Annotated in this window: 21 protein-coding genes; 8 read left to right on the top strand and 13 right to left on the bottom strand. The window is 72.1% G+C overall.

The window, feature by feature from the left end:
* Positions 1-44: 44 nt before the first annotated feature.
* The 3 genes from ACZ4UB_RS08485 to ACZ4UB_RS08475 all read right to left on the bottom strand — a co-directional run bounded on the left by ACZ4UB_RS08485 (position 45) and on the right by ACZ4UB_RS08475 (position 2,228).
* The gene (locus ACZ4UB_RS08485; protein WP_468069116.1) at positions 45-473 is read right to left on the bottom strand and encodes a hypothetical protein; all 429 of its coding nucleotides are present in this window, start codon (positions 471-473) and stop codon (positions 45-47) included.
* A 133-nt stretch (positions 474-606) separates the two neighbouring features.
* Positions 607-942: a hypothetical protein gene (locus ACZ4UB_RS08480; protein ID WP_468069115.1), complete on the bottom strand. Its 336-nt coding sequence runs from the start codon at positions 940-942 to the stop codon at positions 607-609.
* Positions 943-1,001: 59 nt separating this feature from the next.
* A complete protein-coding gene (locus ACZ4UB_RS08475; protein ID WP_468069114.1) occupies positions 1,002-2,228 on the bottom strand; it encodes a cytochrome P450 in 1,227 nt (408 codons plus the stop codon).
* Positions 2,229-2,381: 153 nt separating this feature from the next.
* On the opposite strand from ACZ4UB_RS08475, the gene ACZ4UB_RS08470 reads away from it, so the two are divergent.
* From ACZ4UB_RS08470 to folK, 5 genes are all read left to right on the top strand, one after another.
* The gene (locus ACZ4UB_RS08470; RefSeq protein ID WP_468069113.1) at positions 2,382-3,584 is read left to right on the top strand and encodes a hypothetical protein; all 1,203 of its coding nucleotides are present in this window, start codon (positions 2,382-2,384) and stop codon (positions 3,582-3,584) included.
* A 120-nt stretch (positions 3,585-3,704) separates the two neighbouring features.
* Positions 3,705-4,250 (top strand): GNAT family N-acetyltransferase, encoded by a 546-nt coding sequence (locus ACZ4UB_RS08465; protein ID WP_468069112.1) that lies wholly within the window; start codon positions 3,705-3,707, stop codon positions 4,248-4,250.
* A gap of 31 nt (positions 4,251-4,281) precedes the next feature.
* Positions 4,282-4,614 carry a YkvA family protein gene (locus tag ACZ4UB_RS08460; RefSeq protein WP_468069111.1) on the top strand — a complete coding sequence of 111 codons (333 nt, stop codon included), beginning with the start codon at positions 4,282-4,284 and terminating at the stop codon, positions 4,612-4,614.
* A 90-nt stretch (positions 4,615-4,704) separates the two neighbouring features.
* Positions 4,705-5,379: a DUF4230 domain-containing protein gene (locus tag ACZ4UB_RS08455; RefSeq protein WP_468069110.1), complete on the top strand. Its 675-nt coding sequence runs from the start codon at positions 4,705-4,707 to the stop codon at positions 5,377-5,379.
* Between the two features lie 140 nt (positions 5,380-5,519).
* Positions 5,520-6,092 (top strand): 2-amino-4-hydroxy-6-hydroxymethyldihydropteridine diphosphokinase, encoded by a 573-nt coding sequence (gene folK / locus ACZ4UB_RS08450; protein ID WP_468069108.1) that lies wholly within the window; start codon positions 5,520-5,522, stop codon positions 6,090-6,092.
* 75 nt (positions 6,093-6,167) lie between these two features.
* On the opposite strand, the gene ACZ4UB_RS08445 is transcribed toward folK, so the two are convergent.
* The 4 genes from ACZ4UB_RS08445 to ACZ4UB_RS08430 form a co-directional block, all read right to left on the bottom strand.
* The gene (locus ACZ4UB_RS08445) at positions 6,168-6,665 is read right to left on the bottom strand and encodes a hypothetical protein (protein WP_468069107.1); all 498 of its coding nucleotides are present in this window, start codon (positions 6,663-6,665) and stop codon (positions 6,168-6,170) included.
* Entirely contained in the window at positions 6,666-10,280 is a 3,615-nt protein-coding gene (locus ACZ4UB_RS08440; protein WP_468069106.1) for a tetratricopeptide repeat protein, read from the bottom strand. It abuts the gene before it with no gap.
* A 167-nt stretch (positions 10,281-10,447) separates the two neighbouring features.
* A complete protein-coding gene (locus ACZ4UB_RS08435) occupies positions 10,448-11,974 on the bottom strand; it encodes a C40 family peptidase (RefSeq protein WP_468069105.1) in 1,527 nt (508 codons plus the stop codon).
* 537 nt (positions 11,975-12,511) lie between these two features.
* Entirely contained in the window at positions 12,512-12,949 is a 438-nt protein-coding gene (locus ACZ4UB_RS08430; RefSeq protein ID WP_468069104.1) for a DoxX family protein, read from the bottom strand.
* 96 nt (positions 12,950-13,045) lie between these two features.
* Between ACZ4UB_RS08430 and ACZ4UB_RS08425 the strand changes: the two genes are divergently transcribed.
* A complete protein-coding gene (locus ACZ4UB_RS08425; protein ID WP_468069103.1) occupies positions 13,046-13,645 on the top strand; it encodes a TetR/AcrR family transcriptional regulator in 600 nt (199 codons plus the stop codon).
* A gap of 8 nt (positions 13,646-13,653) precedes the next feature.
* On the opposite strand, the gene ACZ4UB_RS08420 is transcribed toward ACZ4UB_RS08425, so the two are convergent.
* Positions 13,654-14,085 carry a MerR family transcriptional regulator gene (locus ACZ4UB_RS08420; protein WP_468069102.1) on the bottom strand — a complete coding sequence of 144 codons (432 nt, stop codon included), beginning with the start codon at positions 14,083-14,085 and terminating at the stop codon, positions 13,654-13,656.
* Between the two features lie 120 nt (positions 14,086-14,205).
* On the opposite strand from ACZ4UB_RS08420, the gene ACZ4UB_RS08415 reads away from it, so the two are divergent.
* Positions 14,206-15,033 (top strand): oxidoreductase, encoded by an 828-nt coding sequence (locus ACZ4UB_RS08415; protein WP_468069101.1) that lies wholly within the window; start codon positions 14,206-14,208, stop codon positions 15,031-15,033.
* Positions 15,034-15,041: 8 nt separating this feature from the next.
* On the opposite strand, the gene ACZ4UB_RS08410 is transcribed toward ACZ4UB_RS08415, so the two are convergent.
* The 5 genes from ACZ4UB_RS08410 to ACZ4UB_RS08390 all read right to left on the bottom strand — a co-directional run bounded on the left by ACZ4UB_RS08410 (position 15,042) and on the right by ACZ4UB_RS08390 (position 19,564).
* The gene (locus ACZ4UB_RS08410) at positions 15,042-15,734 is read right to left on the bottom strand and encodes a CE1759 family FMN reductase (RefSeq protein ID WP_468069251.1); all 693 of its coding nucleotides are present in this window, start codon (positions 15,732-15,734) and stop codon (positions 15,042-15,044) included.
* Positions 15,734-16,834: an LLM class flavin-dependent oxidoreductase gene (locus ACZ4UB_RS08405; RefSeq protein WP_468069250.1), complete on the bottom strand. Its 1,101-nt coding sequence runs from the start codon at positions 16,832-16,834 to the stop codon at positions 15,734-15,736. Before ACZ4UB_RS08405 ends, ACZ4UB_RS08410 begins: the two co-directional genes overlap by 1 nt.
* A gap of 226 nt (positions 16,835-17,060) precedes the next feature.
* Positions 17,061-17,585 (bottom strand): hypothetical protein, encoded by a 525-nt coding sequence (locus ACZ4UB_RS08400; RefSeq protein WP_468069100.1) that lies wholly within the window; start codon positions 17,583-17,585, stop codon positions 17,061-17,063.
* A gap of 59 nt (positions 17,586-17,644) precedes the next feature.
* Positions 17,645-18,991 (bottom strand): endonuclease domain-containing protein, encoded by a 1,347-nt coding sequence (locus ACZ4UB_RS08395; protein ID WP_468069099.1) that lies wholly within the window; start codon positions 18,989-18,991, stop codon positions 17,645-17,647.
* Between the two features lie 45 nt (positions 18,992-19,036).
* Positions 19,037-19,564, bottom strand: coding sequence for a winged helix-turn-helix transcriptional regulator (locus ACZ4UB_RS08390; protein ID WP_468069098.1), 528 nt, complete (start codon positions 19,562-19,564; stop codon positions 19,037-19,039).
* Positions 19,565-19,668: 104 nt separating this feature from the next.
* On the opposite strand from ACZ4UB_RS08390, the gene ACZ4UB_RS08385 reads away from it, so the two are divergent.
* A complete protein-coding gene (locus ACZ4UB_RS08385; RefSeq protein ID WP_468069097.1) occupies positions 19,669-21,030 on the top strand; it encodes an MFS transporter in 1,362 nt (453 codons plus the stop codon).
* The last annotated feature ends 124 nt before the right edge of the window (positions 21,031-21,154 follow it).

The raw sequence follows: 21,154 nt of genomic DNA, 5'->3' as shown, positions 1-21,154 counted from the left end.
AGGTCCGGTGGCGGGCCCAGCGGCAGGCCCCGTGGCGGGTCGGATCAGCCGCACTTCAGGCCGGACTGGGCACTGGCCACGGCCGTGTCGAGCTTCTGCAGGTCCGGGGTGAGCTTGGTCAGGGCCTCGGCGCCCGTGGTGTCCCCGGGCAGACCCTCGTACGTCTTCTTCACGGCGTTGGCCGCGGACTTCACCGCGTCCTTCTGAGCGGCGTTGAACTGCGCGGTGGACTCGGCGACGGTCTTCCAGTCATCCTGAACGGCGTTGTGCGCGCTCTTGATCTGGTCCTTGGTGGCCGTCGCCGGGTCGAGCGTACGCAACTTCGCGTTGTCGGCCTTGAGTTCGGTCAGGCTGCTGCACAGCTTGTTCGTCGCGTCGTCGGTCGGCGCGGCGGCGAAGGCCGAGGCGGCCCCGCCGGTCACGAGAAGTGCTGCGGCGGCCGTGCTCACGGCAGTGGCGAGAAGTCGGTTCATCTGTGATGCACCCCTTCGGGGAAGAAGACACCCCCCGTCCAGCCCCCACTCGTACCAACCTCGCACAGGCCCACCGAGGCCGCATCCCCGCACGGCGCTCCCCCACCACCGCTGATCTGTATGAAACCGCAGGTCAGCGGACTTCTATCGTGATGTAGGAGATGTTCTGCCGGTACGCCGCCGCGCACGAGACCTTCGAATTCTGGTACCACTGCGCCCACGGGCCGTAGAAGGTGTACCTCTCCCCGTTGACCCCGTCCAGGCAGGTGATCACCACTCGCTGCTGGCCGGGTCCGTAGTGGCAGGTCGAGCTGGCCGTGGCGTGGTCCAGCTTCGTCGACTGGCAGCCGTGCGGGGCGGCGCTCGCCGGGGTGGCGAGCGCGATGGGCACCGCGGCGACCGCCCCGGTGAGCAGGAGCGGCGCGGCGAGTGCGGAGACTAAGGAAGCCCGTCGTGAGCGGTCGTACATGGCAGTCCCTCCGATGGTTTCGTTCGTTCGTTCGTTGTCTCGTTGGCTTCGGCTGGCGCTCACCAGGTCGCGTGGAGCGTCGGGGGCGAGCGGTGGATGAGGGTCGGGCGCATGGGCGCAGGTGAGCGGTCCGAGTCCAGGCGCAGACCGGGAAGGGTCTGCGAGAACAGCTCCAGCGTCAGGTGGAGCTGGGCACGTGCCAGGCGGGAGCCCGGGCAGTTGTGCGGTCCGTGTCCGAAGCCGAGGTGCCGCCGGTCCGCGGGCCGTCGGATGTCGAAGCGGTCGGCCGTCCCGTGCCGGCGGTCGTCGCGGTTGGCGGATGCGTAGGAGACCAGCACCGCGGCGCCCGCGGGCAGTCGGGTCCCGCCCAGCGTCACCGACCGTGTCGTGATCCGGCGGAAGGCCTGGATGGGTGGATCGAAGCGGGCGCATTCCTCCACGGCCGAAGCGGTCAACTCCGGCTCGGAACACAGCAGCTGCCACTGCTCCCGGTCCCCCAGCAGGTGCAGCAACGCGGTGGAGATCAGCGCGCTCGTCGTCAGGAATCCGGCGATCAGCAGGTTCTGCAGATTGGCCACCAGTTCGTGACGCTGCTCCAGGGTCAACTCCCCCTCCCCCGGCGCCAGAGCCGCCACCAGGTCCGAGCACAGGTCGTCGCGGGGGCGGGCCCGTCGGTCGCGAACGTAGCCGTCCAACAGGTGTTGCAGCGCCACCACGTCCTGCGCGGCGGTGGCCTGCCCCTGCGGCGTCAGCGGCCGGAAGAACAACTCCTCGGCGCGGTAGCCGCCGTGGACCGCCGTGAGGGCGTCTTCGGGCTCCAGCCCGATGAGACGCCCGATGACCAGCCCGGGCAGCTTTCGGGCGTACGCCTCCACCAACTCGGCCGAGCCGTCCGTGGCGAAGGCGTCCACCAACTCGCGTGCCCGCTCCCGCGCGTACGGCAGCAGCGCCGCGATCCGGGTGGAGGACAGGCCCCGGTTCAGCGGGGCGCGCAGGCGGTGGTGGGCGGTCCCGTCCGTGGAGACCACCGTCGGCCGTGGTCCGAAGCCGCGCGGGAGGACGCCGAGCGCGGCTTCCGACAGCGGGACGTCCGGCAGGAGCGCGTTCGCGGAGGAGAAGTCCGTGTCGCGGCGCAGGACTTCCCGCACGTCCGCCTCTCGCGCGACCAACCAGGCGTCGGCCTCCGGCAGCCAGGTCAGTCCTTCGGCTCGCCGGGCGAGGGCGTAGCGGGGATAGGGGTCCTGGTAGAACGCGTCCCGGAACGCCTGCTCGTGACCTACTGACACACGGAGCCCCCGTCCCACGGTCCGCGCCCGGGAGCGGCCCCGCGCGCACCGGGCATCCTGCCGGACGCCGGGCCGGACCGGAAGAGCGCGTCGCGACGGCGCACGTAGCGCGCGAACGGCCACCAGCGCCACCGAACCTGTCATGGTGGGGCAATGGCCTTACGGATCCCGTACGCGGGCGGTCGGCTCGGTGAGGAGCTCGACGTCACGGTGTACCTGTTCCCCCGCGAGCCGGACCGGCCCGCTGACGACGGCACGCGCGCGCTCGGGTCCTGGCGGACCTGGCCGCCCCGACAGGTCGACGTGGACGGTGCTCCCGAGGAGGTCGAGTGGTGGACCGCGGCCGCCGCCTCGCTCCTGCGGCGGATCGCCGAGGCGGAACGGCTGCTGGGTCGGGCGGAGCGCCGTATCCGGAGGTGGGACTCCTTGGTGACGCGTCGACGGGCTCGGGCGAGGTACGACGACTCCCGAGCGGACTTCCTGGCGCAGGTGCGGGCCGCGGCGGCCGACTACCAACCGGTCCGGGACGTCATCGAGGTGCGCCTGGCCGCTCAGGAGGCTCACGCGCGCGACGTCGCGCGACGGGCGTACCAGGAGAAGGAGCGGCGATGGAAGGAGGTCGTGGCCCGGTTCAGGCAGTGGGAAGCCCGCCAGGCGGTCGCCGACCGGCCCTTGCCCGGCGGTCTCACCCCTCGCCAGATGGCGGCCCGGGGGGAGGAAGGTCCCGCGAGCTGGCCCGCGGACGTACGGGCGGCCGTGGGCGACCCCGCCGCGTGGTGGGCGGGTGTGCGCGCCTCGGTCCGCAACCGGCAGGCGGAGGCACTGGCCCTGCGGCAGGTCCTCGGGGCGATCGCCGAGGCGGCCTCGGCGCTGGAGGCCGCGGGCAGGCCCGGCATCGAGACCATCAGGGGCAATCCCAGCGAGGTGCTCCGTGGCTGGTGTCTCCACTTCGACTGGTCGGACCTGCCCGACACCAGGCGGCTCAGGACCCCACCGGACGTGCCGCCAGGGACCGTTGACGCGAGCAGGTGGCTCTACCAGCTGTACCTGCCCACCGACCAGATCTTCGTCGCGGGCCGATCCGCCGCCGCGTACGGCTTCGCGACGGAAAGCCGGTCGAAGATCCCCCCGGGGGGCTACGGCTACCGCTACAGCTGGTCCAAGAGGGACCCCGAACGGTTCGCCGAGCTGCTGGTCCACCACGAGATCGTCGCTTTCGACGCCCCCGGGCACACCGGTCCCGTGACCTTCCCGATGGCCGACCACGCGGACCCCGACGCCTACGTGCCGTACGTGGAGGCCGTGGCCGAGCGGGCGGCGGCCCGCTTCCGGGCGCTGATCCCGCGTCAGCCGTAGGAGGGCGTGGTGGGGTGGGGGCCGTACACGCTCCGGCGCGCGGTCCGCCCCGTCCAAGGTGGCGGCCCGGGCGTCCGTACTTCGACAGGGCGGTGCGTGCCTTCGCGGTCGCGTCGCGCCATGATCGAGGACCAGGCCCAGGACCGAGACCAGGAGTTCCCCACCATGCCCGACATCACCGTCCGTGCGCCCCGGCCCGGCGACTTCGCCCAGTGGCGCGCCCTCTACCGCGGGTACGCCGACTTCTACGCGGTGGAGCAGACGGAGGCCGCCGCCGCGACCGTGTGGGCGTGGGTGAACGATCCCGCGCACGAGGTCGGTGCGCTGGTGGCCGAGGACACCGAGGGGCAGCTCGTCGGGCTCGCCCACTACCGCCCGTTCGCCCGGCCGCTCTCGGCCACCGTCGGCTGCTTCCTCGACGACCTGTTCGTGGCACCCGAGCACCGCGGTGCGGGAGCGGCCGACCTGCTGCTCGATGCGCTGCGCACGATGGCCGCGGACAAGGGCTGGAGCGTGGTGCGTTGGATCACGGCCGACGACAACCACCGGGCCCGGTCCAAGTACGACCAGGTGGCCACCCGCACGATGTGGGTGACGTACGACATGGCCCCGACCGCCCCGGCGACTGCGGCGACTGCGGCGACCGACACGGCCACGTCCCGCTGACTACGCGCGCACCGCCGGGTATACGGGTGCCATGGACACAAAAGCCTGGCTCATCCTGGCCGCCGTGGTCGCCGCCGGACTCGCGGTCGGCGCCGCCGTGTTGCTGGTGCGCGTCTTCGCGGCGCGGCGGCTGCTGCTCGACGCCGGGATCCCGCTGCGCGACAAGGCCCTGTTCTGGGTCGCCGTCGTGTACACGATCTCGCCCCTGGACCTGATCCCGGACCCGGTGTACCTGGACGACATCGGGGTGCTGCTGCTCGCCCTGCGCTCCCTCCACGCGGCGGCGGCGCGGATCCCCGGCGGACCGCGCCCGCCGGAGGGTCCCGCTCCGGTCGGTCACCTCAAAGACGGCCGAGTACGGTGACCACCCGGCCGTCGAGGTCCCGGACGAAGAACCGCCGCACTCCCGGGGCCGCGCGCGCGTGACCATGGATCGACGGGGAATCCGGTGAGCATGGACACCAAGGAGACGCACGTCGCCCCGGATCGGCGGTCCCGCACGGCCCGCACGGTCGGCCGGATCGCCGTCGCCGTCGTCGTGACGGCCGCGCTGCTCGTCCTCGCGTTCCGCTTCCTCCCCGTGACGGGCCTGGGAGACCTCTTCGGCTCGCGCACCCACGACCGGACCGGACCGGCCGTGCTCAAGTCCCTGCGCGACCTGAGCCGGTTCGAGGGCGCGGCGGGCGACTACCAGGTCGTGGTCGACCTGGAGCACGACGCCCCGTTCCTCCCCGACGGCATCCGCGGCACCCGCACCCTGTACGTGGGCGCGGGCTCCGTGTCGGCGTACGTCGAAATGGGCGGGCTCGGCCCGCAGGCCGTCACGGTCGACGCGGACCGGACCTCGGCCTCGCTGCGGCTGCCGCACGCCAAGCTGGGCGGCGCGGCACTGGACCCGGCGCGTTCGTACGCGGTCTCCAAGCAGCGCGGCCTGCTCGACCGGCTCGGCGACTTCTTCTCGGACAACCCCTCGGGCGAACAGGCCGTGCAGAAGGTCGCCGTGCAACGCATCGGCGAGGCGGCCAAGGCGAGCGGGCTGGAGCAGCGCGCCGAACACAACACGGCCGCGGTGCTCGAAGGAATGCTGCACTCCCTGGGTTTCACCACGGTCACGGTGACGTTCGCCTGACGCGAGCGAGCGAGCGCGGCGGGCCGGGGCGTGCGGAAGGAACGCCCTCTTTCGGCGACGCGGAGTGGCCGTTGGGTGAGTGCGCCGGACCGACGTGGTCGCGGAGGATCGGAACACCACCCTTCTCCCCGGAGCCACACATGCCCCACGACGTCGTGAACACCCCGAGCGGACCCGCGTCCCCCGTATTCTGCGCGCCCTGTACGGCGGTCATCGCGCTGGGCGCGAACGCGGGCCACCGGCTGGCGAGTCTGCAGGCCGCCGTGGACGCCCTCGGGGACACCCCGGGGCTGGAGGTGACGGCCCTCTCGCCCGTCTGCGAGTCCGCTCCGTCGGCGCCGGGAGCACCGGGAGCGCCGGCCCCGTACTTGCACGCGATCGTCGTCGTACGGACCGCGCTGGTCCCGGACGCGCTGGTGGAACGCGGCCGGGCGGTCGAGGAGGCCTTCCACCACGACGGCGTCGGCACCCGGCCGGGGCAGCGGGAGATCGACGTCGACCTCGTCTCCTACGACGGCCGGGTCCGCGCCGCACCCGGCCCGCCCCTGCCCCACCCGGCCGCGCACCGCAGCGCCGGGGTGCTCGTGCCCTGGTACTGCCTGGACCCGGCGGCGCTGCTGCCCGGCCACGGGCCGGTCGGGGAACTGCTCGCGGCGCGGGGCCCGGCAGGTGTCGTACCGCGCCGCGACCTGTATCTGAGCCTGCCGGACTGACCGGATCCACGGGGCCGTTCGCCACCGCCAGGGCCGGCGCCGACACCGCCCGGTCGCCATCCGGCGCGGCACGCGTCACGGTGGCGGCTGCACGCGACCGAGGAAGCGCGTGAGCGCGGCCATCGGGCCGAGCGGGTCGGCGTAGTCGACCGTTTCCCGCTCCTCGAACGAGCCGTCCCTGCGCCGGATGGTGGTGCGCTGGCTGCGCTTGATGCCGCCGGTGCGCAGCAGGTAGAGGCCGTACATGGCCGCGACGCTGATGATCCCGATCTCGATGACGGGGAGTTTGGCCTTGGCGTCGGCGGCGATCTGGAGGATCCGCTCGGCCTGGTCCGGCTCGTCCCAGGCGCCCGACAGGACGAGGAGCGCGGCGTTCTCCAGGAGCAGCGGGTCGGCGGCGAGCCGCTCCAGGTCGGCCGCGAAGTCCGGGCCCCATCCCCGGGCGAGTTCGGCGCGCATCTCTTCCGTGGTCGGGTCGTCCAGCCGTTCGCTGAGGTAGTAGCGCAGGGTGTGGTGGACGGTGTCGGGGTCCACCTCCCGCTCCGACAACGCCGACGTCAAGGTCCGAGTCATCTACCAGTCCCCTTCCAGGGCCATCGACCAGGCGATCCAGCCGGGCACGCCGGACCGTTCCGCTTCCAGACAGGACGTGCGCAGGGCGACGCCCGGTGGGCTGCCGGACAGCACGAGGGCGCGGCAGCGGTCGAGGACCGGCAGCACCTGCTCGGCGAGGATGTCCCAGCGCGGCGCGACCAGGGTGCGCAGGCCGCGGTGGCGGAGCGCGCTGAACAGGCCGACCTGCTGACCGCCGCGGGTGTGGTTGAGCCCGCTCGAACACGCCGCCGAGAAGATGGCGGAGGGCGAGCGGGCGACGGCCGTCGCGGACCGCCAGTCGAACCGGTGGGCGGGCCCGGAACGGGCGGCGGCCAGGGAGTCACCGGGCGGGAGCCGCCCCTCGGACGAGAGCAGGAGCGACACCGAGGCGCTGCCGGTGTCGACCAGGCCGTGGCAGAGCAGGGTGCAGAGGTCGCAACCTTCGAGGACGCGGACGAGCGCGGCGGCGTCCGCCTGCTCCCTGTCCGCCGAGGCGAAGGGGAGCTCGGCCGCGGCGGCCTCCGCCCGGCTCGCGACCAGGGACGCCGTCAGGGCCGCTTCGACGGCCGGGGATTCGCCGAAGCGGGGCGCGCACACCGCACCGACGGCCGGGCGGGCGACCGCGGCGTCCGGCCGGAGCATGAGCGACCCCCAGCTCGGCGCGTAGGAGCACGTCCAGGTGGGGCCGAGGGCGAGGTGCCACGGCAGCCGGTACAACTGCGGCGACTCGATGACGACGACGTGGTCGGCGGAGCCGAGCCGTTCGCGGAGCACGGCGTGGAGCGTGCGGGTGAACGTCCGCCACTGCGGGACGTCGAGGGGGTCACCGGGACGGCTCGGGGTCCAGTTGGCGATGCGGGTGCCGAGCCGGGCGGCGAGCGGACCGAGGTCGTCCAGGGGCATGACGACCTCGGTGACCGGAATCTGTCCGGCCTCGATCAGCGTCAGGACCAGCGACCGCCGGTCGGGGCCGTGCTCGACCTGTTCGAGGACGGCGGTGCGGACGAGACCCGTCCGGTCGCAGAAGGCGGTGAGCGCCCGGTCGTCGGCGAACGAGCCACGGGCCTCGTAGCCACCGGAGGCACCGGGGACACCAGGGACACCAGCGGTGAGCAACCGCCGCGCCGGGTCCCTCCACAGCTCCTCCACCGTCCGCTGCAGTTCTCCGCATCCCTCGCCGTCCAGGAGCGCTCCCTGGATCTCCCGCAGGTCACCGGGGTGCGCCGCCTCCACGCCGGCGGCCTGCTCGAAGTCGGTGAACCCCTCCATCGCCCGGCCGACGAGCCGGTCGGCCTTCCGCACGAGCGCGAGGGCGTCCCGGTGCGCACCGGCCGTGGCCGCGGCGACCGCGGGGCGCACGAAGCACTCGACCGGCGGATCGACCCGGTACTGCTCGACGGCCAGCCGTTCGAGCGCTTCCCAGTCGGGGGCCTCCGCGTCGGGGGTGCCGCCGCGGATCTCCGAGGCGAGGGCCTCCACCCGGATCGCCTGGAGGTGCACGAAGCAGTCGCCACGGGCGGCCGCCCGCGCGCGCAGGTCCGACAACCCGTCGAGGGCTCCCGCCGCTGGGCCTCCGCGTCGCAGCTCCTCCAGCCGGGCCATGGCCGCATAGAGGTCCGCGACGGGGCTGTACGGGACGGCTCCCAGGTTGGTGACCTCCCCCGGCCCGCGGATGTCCAGCGCGTGCAGCGGCAGGGCCCACAGCTCTTCGTCGGGTTCCTCCTCGTCACGCAGGAGCGCGTACTGGAGCTGCGCCCGGACGATCGGAGTGACGAGGGAGGAGAATTCGAGGGCGTGGACCAGGGCTTGCCTCAGCAGGGTCACGGCGTCGCCGAACCGGCCGGTGGTGAAGTACCCCGGCGCCAGCTCCACGGCGACGTACGGGCGCAGGCTCGGCCGGAGCTTCGCCCACTGCGGTTCCAGGAGGGCCAGGGCCTGGTCGACCCGACCGCTTTCGCGGAGCACGACGGCGGTGGTGATCGCGTGCTTGTGCGGGAACGGGTGGAGCGCGGTGAGCCAGCGATCGGGTGTGAACCAGGCGTCCTGGTCGCCGATCTCCGCGAGCGCTTCCCCGGTGCGGCCGGTGAGGGTCAGCGCGAGGGCGCGGACGTCGGAGAGGTCCGACCGGCGGAAGTCCACTGCCGGTTCGAGGTCCCGCACGCGTTCCAGCATGCGCAGGGCGCCCGCCGCGTTCCGCGCGGTGATCAGCGCCTCGCCCAGGAGCACCGTGGCGTTCAACGACCCGGTCTTGCGTTCCAGAGCCGCGTGGACCAGGTCGAAGTCCGCGTCGGTGCCGTGGTGGGCCAGTCCCGAGTAGATCTGGGAGCGCATCATGGCGAGGGATTCGACCCCGAGTCCGTCGATCATGCCGGCCAGGGCGGCGCCGACGTCGTTCTCGGGAAAGCGGATGGCGATGTGGTCGGCGAGCCGTGCGGCGAGGTTCGGGTGGCCCGCCTTGACCGCCGCCTGCTGAATGCGCTCCTCCGTCGTGTTCCACTTCCTGCCGACCCGGCGCGGCCGCCGCTGGAACGCGTCGATGCGGAGCCCCTTCTCCAGCTCGATGAGGCGGCCGAGGTCGAAGGCCGACAGGGTGGGGCGCAGGTGTTCCTCGCTCAGCCGCAGCCGTTCGGTGGGCGACGTACCGATCCAGGCCCGCTTCACGCGCACTTCCAGGCTCATGTACTCCATCGCCCAGTCGAGGGAGGCCGGGTTCGGCAGCCCGGCCCGGTGATGGAGGACGGCCTCGACGGCCCGGGCGCAGTAGAACCACTCGCGCTCGCCCTTGGCCCCGGTCCGCGCGACGCGGGCGACGGCGGCGGAGAACTGGCCGAGCGCGTCGCCGATGGGCGGTGACCCGTCCACGTACGTACGCAGGTCCTCTTCGAAGGTCCTCGGCAGCCCGCGCGCCCGTAGTGCCCACGCCGCGCAGAGGTTCTGCCACGTCCGTGCCTGGCAGGAGCCCAGGACGGCGACCCCCTCGTCCGGGTCGACCCTGACCCGCGGCAGCACCCCGGCCGCGGCGACCGCCAGCGCGGAGTACACCGCCCCGGTCAGCTCCCGCCATCGCCGGTCGAGCTCCGCGTACTCCGCTTCGGTGAACCACCCGAGCACCGCCTCGATCCGCAGCCGCAGCAGTGTGCCGACCAGGTGCTTGAAGTGGGCGGGCGAGTCGGCGAGAAGGCTCTCGCCCTCCCGCCGCTGCCCCCGGTCATGCCCCTGATCCCGCTCCAGCTCCCGCAGCCACTCCCGGTATGGGTGCTGGTCCTGGTCCTGGTCCTGGTCCCGGTCTCGGTCCTGGTCCCGGTCCTGGCTTCGATCCCGATCCTTGCTCCGGTTCCGTTGGATCCGCTCGTGCAGCGCCGCACGCAGGGCGGCGGGCGTGGCGATCTCGGACGACGCGTGAGAGCGGATCAGGCTCTGTTCGGTGGACGCCCAATAGAAGACCTTGGCGGGTACGGTCGTGTGGCATCCCGTCGCGCAACGCAGGAAGTCCAGCTCTCCGCCGAGGAGTTGGACCGTCTTGGCGACTTCGTGGTCGCGTATCAGCAGCAGGCTTCCGGTATCGATCTCCGCCCCACAACGGGTGCATCGCACCCGTTCACGGTACGGGCTCACTCTGCGCGAGGGAAGGGTCCGCATCCTGTGACCCCGCCGGACTGCTCGGGTCCCGCCGCCCAGTCGCGGCGGGACCTGCGAGACGGTCCGAAGCGGGCCGACGGACGGTGACCCGTGGGGAGGTGCGGCTGCTCGTGCGCCGGGTGTCAGCCGGCGAGCTGGAGGCGGTGGTCGTTGACGTAGGTGCCGAAGCCGGTCGCGACCTTGTGGAAGTCCTTGAAACCGTCGCCGGTACCGGTGCCGAGGGTGAGGCTTCCGTCGGGCTCGACCGCCAGGATGTCCGCCCTGCCGTCACCGGTGACGTCGCCGAAACGCAGGCGGTCGTTGCTGACGAAGTCCCCGTAACCGCTGGAGATCGTGTGGTAGTTCGAGAACCCGTCACCGTTGCCGACGGCCAGGGTCAACGAGCCGTTGTTCTCCAGGGCGATGAGGTCGGCCTTGCCGTCACCGGTGATGTCGGCGAGCTTCAGCCGACTGCCCGTGACGTACTCACCGAAACCGGTGGCGACCTTGTGGAAGTTGGTGAAACCGTCCCCCGTACCGACCGCCAAGGTCAGCGAACCGTCGCTCTCCACCGCCAGCGCATCGGCCTTGCCGTCACCGGTGATGTCACCGAACTTGAGCCGGCTGTTGTCCACGTACTCGCCGTACCCGCGGGAAATCGTGTGGTAGTCGGTGAAACCACTGCCCGTGCCCCGGGCCAAGGTGAGCGTCCCGTTCGTCTCCAGACCGATCAGGTCCGCCTTCCCGTCGCCGTCCGCGTCCACGTAGTTCAGCCGGTCCGCATTCACGTGCAGACCGAAACCACTGGCGATCTTGTGGTAGTTGGTGAAACCGTCCCCCGTGCCGTCAGCGGCCGTGATCGAACCGTCCGCCTCGAGCGCCACCAGATCGGCCTTCCCATCACCCGTCAGATCGCCGTTCCCCGCATCGGTGATGTTGTCGTAGCGGCGGGGGCTGAAGGTGCCGTGCCCGGAGTAGTACGGGTACGGGATCTCGTGGTGCACCGCGCCGGTGCTGCTGGCCTCCTCGTAGGCGTCGTACCGGGTGTGTTCGGCGTTGGCCCAGCCGTTGAAGATGACGACGTGACCGAGGGCCCCCGAGGCGGGGTTGAGCAGGATGTCACCGGGCTTCAGGGACTCCTTGGCGATGGAGGACGTGAAGTCCAGCAGGCTCCCCGTCGTCTCCCCGTAGTTGTTGGCCGAGGAGGACGCGAGGTGCCAGGCCATGGAGACGAAGCCCGAGCAGTCGGTGCGGTAGCGGCCGCCCGCGTCCGAGCGGTAGCTGGTCATGCTGTACGGAACCCCGGCGTCGGCCCAGGTCTTGGCACGCGCTATGACCTCGGTGCGGCTGATCCGACCGCCGGTGCCGGAGTCGGCGACGGCGGTCTGCGCCTGGGGGGCCAGGAACGTCTGGCCGGGCTTCGCGGTCTTGGCGGCGGCCGCCGCGAGTTCCGCCTTCGTGGCGGTCGTCGGGTGGGGCACGGTCGGCGTGAACGGCGTGATGGTGCCCGTGTCCCCCTTGGTGGTCCGCGAAGCGGCCGCCGCCGCGGGGGCCTGCGCCGCCTGCGCCGGGATCGTGCTGGTCAGCACCACGGAGGCGAGACCCGCGGCGAGCAGGGCGGTGGCGGACGAACGGCGCAGGAAGCGAGTCATCGAGATCTCCAGATCCATGGGTGGTGCGATGAAGGTGGTGGCCCCTCGGCGCTCGGACTCGGGGGCAGCCCTGATCGGCTCGCGGAGAGGGAAGGGCGTGTGGGATGGGCGTGCGGGAAGGGTGCACGGGCAAGGCCGTGGCAGGCCGAGCACCGGACCGGCGGGCGGGCCTGGTCCGTTGCGAGGAGGACTACGCGTCCCCGAGCTTCCGGTCCGGTGCTACTGCCGGCCCATGGCGTCCGGGGCCGTGGCAGCCGATCCGGCGGCCGAGTGCGGGGCGATCAGGAAGAGCCTTGGGGCCGCGCCGTCCTGGGCGCTGCGCATGCGCATCACGAAGGTTCTTCCGTTCTCGGGTGTTGTCGGCGCGTCGCCCTGGTCCGCTGGTGCCCTCTGTTGCCCTGACCCGGTCGCGTCCCGCGGCGGCGCATTGCGGTACGAGTCCCTTCCGGACCGGTGTCCGTCGGGCAAGGACTACTTTCGCCGCAGGTCAACACGGGTGGAAGGGCGCAGGGGTGGACGGAAACGGCAGCGGCCGTTTGTGCGCGGCCGCGGCCGTCAGAGCGCGGCGAGGACGCACGCCGACACGAAGATGACCTGGAGGAACGTGCGCGGCACCAGGGGCATGACGGGCTTCCCGGCGAGCGTGAGCCCGGACCGGGCCGCGTGGACGTTGGCGGGGAACATCGCCAGCAGCATGACGGTGAGCCCGATCGCGGCCAGGGGGCGCGTCACAGGGAGCAACAGGCCGCCGGCTCCGGCCAGTTCGAGCAGTCCCGTGGCCGTCACCAGCAGGTCCGCCCGGGGCAGCGCGGGCGGGACCATCGCGATCATCTCGGCTCGGCGCCCCGTGAAGTGGGCAACGCCGGTGAGTGTGAACATCAGCGCCAACGCGACGCACAACGCGGGCTGCCAGCCGTCCAGAACGGAGAGGCCGAGCAGTCCGGCGAGGCGGGCCAGGATCCAACCGACGACGAGCACGATCACGGGAGCCATTGCGTGTTCACCCTTCGAATTCCCAGAACTTGACACTGGAAAGATTCACTCATCCTGCCGATCCTGTCAATGACTAGATCCAGGTAAACTGACCCCATGACAACCCCCTCCTCCGCGTCCCGCCCCGCCGCAGACCGTCAGAGCTACCACCACGGCGATCTCCGCCGCGCGCTCCTGACCGCAGCCGTCGAGGCCATCGAGGAAACCGGCGCCTCCGCGGTGAGCCTGCGCGACCTGGCCCGACGGGCCGGGGTCTCCCATGCCGCGCCCGCCCACCACTTCGGCGACAAGGCCGGCCTGCTCACCGCAGTGGCCGTCGAAGGGTTCGGCCTCTTCGCCGACGCGCTCGACGCCACCTGGGAAAGGACAGGCGACTTCGCCGAGGTCGGCGTCGCCTACGTACGGTTCGGGTTGACCCATCGCGGGCACTTCGAGGTGATGTTCCAACCCGGCCTGTGCCACGCGGACTCCGCCGACCTGGCCGCCGCCCGGGCCCGCGCGGGCGAGTCACTGCGCCGCGGCGCAGCACTCCTGGCCGCCCGCGCCGAAGACGGGGACCCTCGGATCGCCACGTTGGCGGCCTGGTCGCTGGTCCATGGATTCACGGCGCTCCAGCTCAGTGACACGCTGCCGCTACCGCCGGACGCCGACCTGGAGGGCGTGGCGCGGCAGGTCACCAGGTTCCTCGTGCGGTGAAGCGGGCCCTACCGATCGGCGGGGCCGTCCTGCGCGGCGTCCGAGGCGGACGGATTCCAGAGCCGGTCGGCTTCGCCGCGGGCGAGGTGCTCCTCGTAGATGCGCACCTTGTACCGCATCACGTCCAGGGTGCCCTGTAGCTCGCGCATCCGCGCCTCCACGTGGGCCTCGTGCCGGCGCAGCAGTTGGAGGCGCTCGTGTTCGTTGCCCGGGCCCTGACGGGCCAGGTCGATGTACTGCCGGATCACCGCGAGGGACATGCCGGAGGAGCGCAGCTTCGTACAGATGGCCAGCCACTCCAGGTCTTCCTCGTGATAGACCCGGCGGCCGTTGGACAGGCGGCGCACGGGATTGGCGAACAGGCCCTCCCGCTCGTAGAACCGCAGCGCGTGCACGCTCAGTCCACTGCGCTGCGCCACCTCACCGATGCTCAGGTCCACGAGCGTCCCCTTCCTCCCCCGACTGTTGATCTAGACCCGACTCTAGGTTCTAGCGTCTGGTCATCGGCTCGCCGGGTCATGAAAACGGCGGCACAGGGGACCAGTTGAACAGGGGAGAACATGAGCGTTTGGTTCGTCACCGGGGCGTCGCGCGGGCTCGGCGCCGAGATCACCCGGGAGGCGCTGGACCGGGGGCACAGCGTGATCGCCACGGCGCGGGACGCCGGCGCGGTGCGCCGGGCGCATCCCCAAGGGCGTGCGGGACTGCTGGCGGTGGACGCGGACGTCACCGAGCCGGGGCAGCTTACGGCAGCGGTGGAGGCCGGTCTGGCGAGGTTCGGCCGGATCGACATCGTGGCCAACAACGCCGGTTACGGCCTCATCGGCGCGATCGAGGAGATCTCCGACGAGGCCGCCCGAGCCCTGTTCGACGTCAACGTCTTCGGCGTGCTCAACACCTTGCGGGCGACCCTGCCGACGTTGCGCGCCCAGCGCTCCGGGCACGTCCTGAACATCGGCTCCGTGGGCGGCTTCGCCACCGCTCCGGCGGCGGGCCTGTACGGCGCGTCGAAGTTCGCTCTCGAGGGCGTCTCCGAGGCACTGCACGGTGAACTGGCACCGCTCGGCGTCCGCGTCACGATCGTGGAGCCGGGCGGGTTTCGCACCGACTTCCTCAGCAGCTCCAGCATGCGGGTCGAACCGGCCTCCATCCCCGACTACGTCGCCGGCGCGGGGCCGGTGCGCGCGGCGCTGGCCGAGAACGACGGCCGCCAGCCGGGCGATCCGGTGAAGGCGGCGAAGGCCATCGTCGACATCACCGAGGTCGCCGAGCCTCCGCTGCGCCTGCAACTGGGTGCGGATGCGGTCGAGCGCGTCGAGGCGAAGCTGGATCTGGTGCGGAGCGAGCTCGACCAGTGGCGCCACGTGGCGCTCTCCACCGGGGTCTGACGACTCCCCTACTCGGACCGTAGCGCGGCCAGGCGCTCTTCGAACGGGATCACCTTGAACCCGTCCGCCGGGTCCACCGACGTGATCGATCCGGTGAGCGAGCGGGGAGCGCTCGCGGCAGGGACAGAGGGGGCGGAGAGGGCGGAGGAGGTACGGGTGGGTGCGGCGGCGGCCATGGAGCGGGCCAGTTCCGCGCCCGCCCGGGCGATGCGGTGGTCCAGCCTCGCGTCGCCCCAGTCCCCCGAGGCCGCGTACACGGCGGTGGGCTGGACGAGGGCGCGCAGGTAGGTGAACAGCGGGCGCATGGCGTGTTCGGTCACCAGGGAGTGCCGGGGCGTGCCGCCGGTCGCTCCGAGGAGCACCGGTTTCCCGGTCAGGGCGTCCTTGTCGATGAGGTCGAAGAACGACTTGAACAGGCCGCTGTAGGAGCCGGCGAAGACCGGCGTCACGGCGATCAACCCGTCCGCGGCGGCCACGGCGTCGAGCGCGGCGGCCAGTCGCGCGGGCGGGAACCCCATGACGAAGTGCTGGCCGATCTCCGCTGCCAGTTCCCTCAGCTCTATCAGCTCGATCGGCTCTATCAACTCGATCGCTTCGGGCTCGGCGTCCAGCTGCGCCACGGTCGCCGCCGCGAGGCGGTCGGCCAGCAGGCGCGTGGAGGAGGGGGTGCTCAGGCCCGCTGTGACGACGACGAGCTTCATCATGCCTCCGTGTCCGTCACCGGAGCGTTCCGGACCGCTGCCACGCGGGCGGAATGCGTCGGCGCGTCCGGTACACCGGCCGGGCGCAGGTTCGCGAACTCCTTGCGCAACACCGGCACGACTTCCTCGCCGAGCAGGTCGAGCTGCTCCAGGACGGTCTTGAGCGGCAGGCCCGCGTGGTCCATGAGGAAGAGCTGGCGCTGGTAGTCACCGGCGTAGTCCCGGAAGGACAGGGTGCGCTCGATGACCTGCTGCGGCGAGCCGACGGTCAGTGGCGTCTGGGAGGTGAACTCCTCCAGGGACGGGCCGTGACCGTACACCGGCGCGTTGTCGAAGTACGGCCGGAATTCGCGCACCGCGTCCTGCGCGTTCTTGCGCATGAACACCTGACCGCCGAGTCCGACGATGGCCTGTTCGGGGGTGCCGTGCCCGTAGTGGGCGTAGCGCTGCCGGTACAGGTTCACCATCTGCCGGGTGTGGGAGACGGGCCAGAAGATGTTGTTGTGGAAGAAGCCGTCGCCGTAGTACGCGGCCTGCTCGGCGATCTCCGGCGAGCGGATGGAGCCGTGCCACACGAAGGGCGCCACGCCGTCCAGTGGGCGCGGGGTGGAGGTGAAGGACTGCAGCGGGGTGCGGAACTTGCCCTTCCAGGTGACGACGTCCTCGTCCCACAGCCGCCGCAGCAGCGCGTAGTTCTCGATGGCGAGGTCGATGCCGTCGCGGATGTCCTTGCCGAACCACGGGTAGACCGGGCCGGTGTTGCCGCGGCCCATCATCACGTCGACGCGGCCGTCCGTGACGTGCTGGAGCATCGCGAAGTCCTCGGCGATCTTCACCGGGTCGTTGGTGGTGATCAGCGTCGTCGACGTGGACAGGATCAGGGACTCGGTGCGCGCGCCGATGTAGCCGAGCAGGGTCGTCGGCGAGGAGGGGACGAACGGCGGATTGTGGTGCTCACCGGTGGCGAAGACGTCGAGGCCGACCTCTTCGGCCTTCTGCGCGATGGCGAGCATGGCCTTGATGCGCTCGTGCTCGCTGGGCGCGCGCCCGGTCGTCGGATCGACCGTGACGTCACCGACGGTGAAGATCCCGAACTGCATGGCTCCCGTGGCTCCCATGACTTCCTGGCTCCCTCTCCATGATTGTTTCACTTTCAACCATTGCCTCCAACGAGGGGCCCCACCGAGGTATTCCCGACGGACGGCGGGGGTCCGCGGCGGGAGCCGTGGGAGGTGTCCGATGGGAGCCCGATAGGCCGGGTCACGGCCCTGCCCGACTATTGGATCTTGCAAATGTCCGGTGCGCGGGTCCGCGGCGCCCGCGCGCCTACATTTCGTCCAGCACTACGGCGGCCGCCTCGATGAAGGGCCCGATCAGTCGGATGAAGGCGCGCAGCGTCCCCTGGAACTCGCGGCGGTTCTCCCTACTCGGGTTCTCGACCACGGCCGCCAGGGCCGTGGAGAGCGTCCCCGACATGATCAACAGGTTCGATGCCGCGACCTTGACGGCGGAAGGACCCTCCAGATCGACCGATGTCACCGCGCGCCGCAACTGCTGGTGCCGCTCGCGGTGAGCGACCAGAGCGGCGTCGGACTCGTCGGTCGAAAGGCCGTCGACTCCTCGGAGCCCGTCGGCGACGGTGTGGGCCTGCTCGATCGTGGCCAGATAGGCGGCCCGCCGGCTCTGCCGGATGCCGCCGCGCCGCTGGGCCGCGGTGGTGGCCTCGACCTGGATCCGCGCGGCGTGGGCGTTGCCCCTGCTGGTCAGCCAACTCGCCAGCGAGCTGGCCACGATGGCCGTCGCACCGGTGAGGGCGGCGACGAGCAAGGCGTTGTCGGACGCGTCGAGCATGTAGAGCAGTCTGTCCGAGAGGACCCTACGAGAACCACCGCTTCCTCGAAACCGGCTGGTCAGAACAGTGCCAGGCCCTCGCCGCCGGTATCGACGACGATCGGCCGGGAGCGGAGGGGGAGGTCGTCCAGACGTTCCGGTCCGGCCGCGGCGGCCACGGCGGGGGCGGTCTCGGCCAGCCAGCTGCCGAAGCGTTCGACGGCTTCGCGGTAGGGCATCTGCGCCAGGAGGCGGTGTTCGCCGGAGGGGCAGAAGTCGACGGCGACGGTGAGCAGGCAGGAGCGGGGCGCGCGGTGGCTGCCGGTCCAGTACGCGCGCAGCACGCCGCAGGGTTGGCGGCCGCGGGGGGCGCGGTGGGTCGGACGCAGGGCGCGGCAGGCCGTGTGCGCGGTCCATGCGGCGAGGTGCGGCAGCGGCAGGGTGCTGCGGGTGCGGCAGCCGGGGCAGCGGTGCCAGTGGCGGAGCCAATCGGCTGCCTGCGTGTCGAAGAGGCGGGTGTAGTGGTCGGCGACGCGGACGTCGTTGCTGTACAGGTGGTCGGGGCGTTCATGGGTGTTGCAGGACTGGCACACGGGGGCGCGGACGTAGCCGTGTTCGTGGCAGTGGTCGAGCACGGCGGCGGGGGCGGTGCGACAGACGGCGCACGCCCACCCGGCCACCTTGCGGGCGGTACCGGCCTTCCTGCTGAGTACCGAGTACAGGTGGCCTTCCAGCTCCCCTTCGTACGGGCGCGGCGGGACGGTCGGGCGGTCCTGGCCCGTCGACCGCGGATCGCCGGTGGACGGGGGCCGGCGGCGCGGGGAGGGCGGTTCGGTGACGGCCGCGTCCGCCCGGCGGGTCCGTTCGGCGTGCAGCCAGCGCGTTTCGGCGTGTTCGGCCGCGTCGAGCAGTCGGACCAGGGCGCGCGGCAGCCACCAGGTCGACGCCGTGCGGTCGTGCGGCTTCTCCACGAGCATCCGCCGCCAGTCGATACCCGCCAGCGCGCACGGCCGGCCGCCGCCTTCGCTCGGCGCCGCCCGCTCCGGGGAGCGCGGGTGCTGCAGTTCCCCCATGATGCGCGCGCGCCACCGCAGCGAGGTCTCCCCGTCGGGCTCCCCTCGCGGCGCGCCACGGAACGGACCGATGCGGACCAGGTCCCGGCCGTCCAGCGCGACCGCGTTCATTTCCGCTGCCGCGCGGCGCACCTCCGCCTCCGCAACGCTCCACCGGCCGCCGCCCGTCTCGTCGATCGTGACCACACGGCAGCCGAGCAGGACGTACCCCGCTCGGCCACGGGCGGCGGGGCGGGTGAACACCTCGGCGGCCGTCGGCACGGCGCTGGCGGACGTCAGGTCGGCCCACAGGGTGTCCGCGGCACGCAGGGTGATCCGACCGCCCGTGCGGCCCGGGATGGCAAGCTCCGACATGCCAACAGGCTAAGGTCTGGCCGCCCTTGGGCGTCACCGCTCGGTTCAGGGGCCCTCGGTCGGTCCGGCCCGGTCCCATCCGGGCGCCCGCACGTCGAGCGTGAGGCTTCCCGGCGCGACCTCCTCGCCGCAGGTGCGGCACGTCGACGCCGGGTCGAGGTCGTGCTCGGCCTCGTGCGCGGAGCCGGGACCGGCGCGGTGCCGGAAGGCGACCGGTGGAGTGTCCACCGCCCAGCGGTCACCCCAGGTCAGCATCGCCCGCATCACCGGCGCGAGATCGCGGCCGGCCTCCGTGAGGTGGTATTCGAAGCGCGGTGGGCGCTCGCTGTAGGCGCGGCGCTCGACCACGCCCGCCTCCTCCAGTGCGCGCAGGCGGGCGGCGAGGCGGTCGCGGGGGGCGCCGGTGTTGCGGACGATCCGGTCGAAGCGCCGGTTGCCGTAGAAGATCTCGCGGATCGCCAGCAGGGCCCAGCGCTCGCCGATGAGGTGCAGCGCGGCGGCCACGGAGCACGGTCGACCGGGCACTTCGGGGTGCGGAACCGCCTTCTCGCCCTGCTTCGCATTCGAGGTCACGTCCCCATCATCCCCCTACTCCGTTGTGTTTTCAAACTCACACCGCTAGCCTCCGCCGCATGATAGTTGGAATTTCAAACCCACCACGGCGTGGATCCCGCGCCGTGTTCGCGACGGTCGCGGCCGCGGTGTTCATGTCGAACCTCGACCTCTTCATCGTCAACGTCGCCCTCCCGGCGATCGGCCGCTCGTACCCCGGCAGCGGCCTCGGCTCCCTCTCCTGGGTCCTCAACGGCTACGCGATCGTCTTCGCGGCGCTCCTCGTGGTCGCCGGCCGCGTCGCCGACCGCTCCGGGCACAAGCCGGTGTTCCTGACCGGATTGGCCGTCTTCACCCTCGCCTCGGTCGGCTGCGCGCTCGCTCCCGGCGTCGGGACGTTGGTCGCGGCACGGCTCGTACAGGCCGCCGGCGCCGCGCTGCTCATGCCGACCTCGCTCGCGCTGTTGCTCGACACGACGGCGCCCGAGAAGCGTGCCGCGGCGGTGCGGGCCTGGGCGTCGATCGGCGGGATCGCCGCCGGACTCGGGCCGGTGGTCGGCGGGCTGTTGGTCGAGGCCGGATGGCGTTGGGTGTTCCTCGTCAACGTGCCGGTGGGGATCGCGGCGATCGTGCTCGGCGTCAAGGTGCTGCCGTCACCGGGCCGCGCCGGGGCGGTCAAGAGCCCGCTGCCCGACCTGTTCGGCGCCGCGCTCCTCACCGGGTCGATCGCCACGCTCGCGCTCGGCCTGGTCAAGGCGCCCGACTGGGGTTGGACGAGCGCCGCCACCCTCGGCGGCCTGGCCGTCGCGGTGCTGCTCGGCGTCTGGTTCGTCCTGCGCTCGGCCCGCCACCCCGTGCCGATCGTCGAACTGCCACTGCTGCGGGTTCCGGCGTTCGCGTCCGCCGCGGCCGCCCTGACGCTCTTCACCGTCGCCTTCGCCGGCATGCTGCGCTGCGCGGTGCTGTGGTGCCAGGGGGTGTGGGGCTACTCCGCCCTGCGCACCGGCCTCGCCATCGCGCCGGGGCCCTTGCTGGTGCCGCCGGTCGCCTTGCGGATCGGGCCCGCCGTGGCGCGGTTCGGCGCGGGCCGCATCGCACTGGCGGGGACCTTACTGTTCGCCGCCGGCGTCCTGTGGTGGGCCGCCGCGCTCGACACCGGATCGGCCTACGCGACCTCGCTGCTGCCCGGCATGGTGCTGACCGGCCTCGGCGTCGGCATGACGCTCCCGGTCCTGACCGGTGCGTCGGCGGCCGCCCTGCCGCCGGCCCGCTTCGCCACCGGCTCGGCCATCACCTCGATGGGCCGTCAGATCGGTGCGGTCCTCGGCGTGGCGGTCCTGATCGGCCTCCTCGGCGCCCCGACCCCCGACCACGTCGTCACCGCGTTCCAGCACGGCTGGTACGCCGTCGCCGCGGCGTCCCTCCTCGCCGCGTGCGCGACGCTCCCCATGGTCCGCGAGCCGCGGGCCGCGACCGTCGCCGCCTGAGGAAGGGGTCCCGGGGGGCCTCGGGGGGAAGGGGAACGAACTCTCCCCCAGTGTTTTTCCCCCCAGCACAATGCGGGTCAGTCGCTCAACACACAAACCATCCGCACGCAGTTATGGGTCCCGG

It is taken from the genome of Streptomyces sp. NPDC028419, assembly GCF_055565515.1.
Note: the sequence above shows the minus strand (reverse complement) of the source record. Positions and strands in the feature narration are given on the sequence as shown.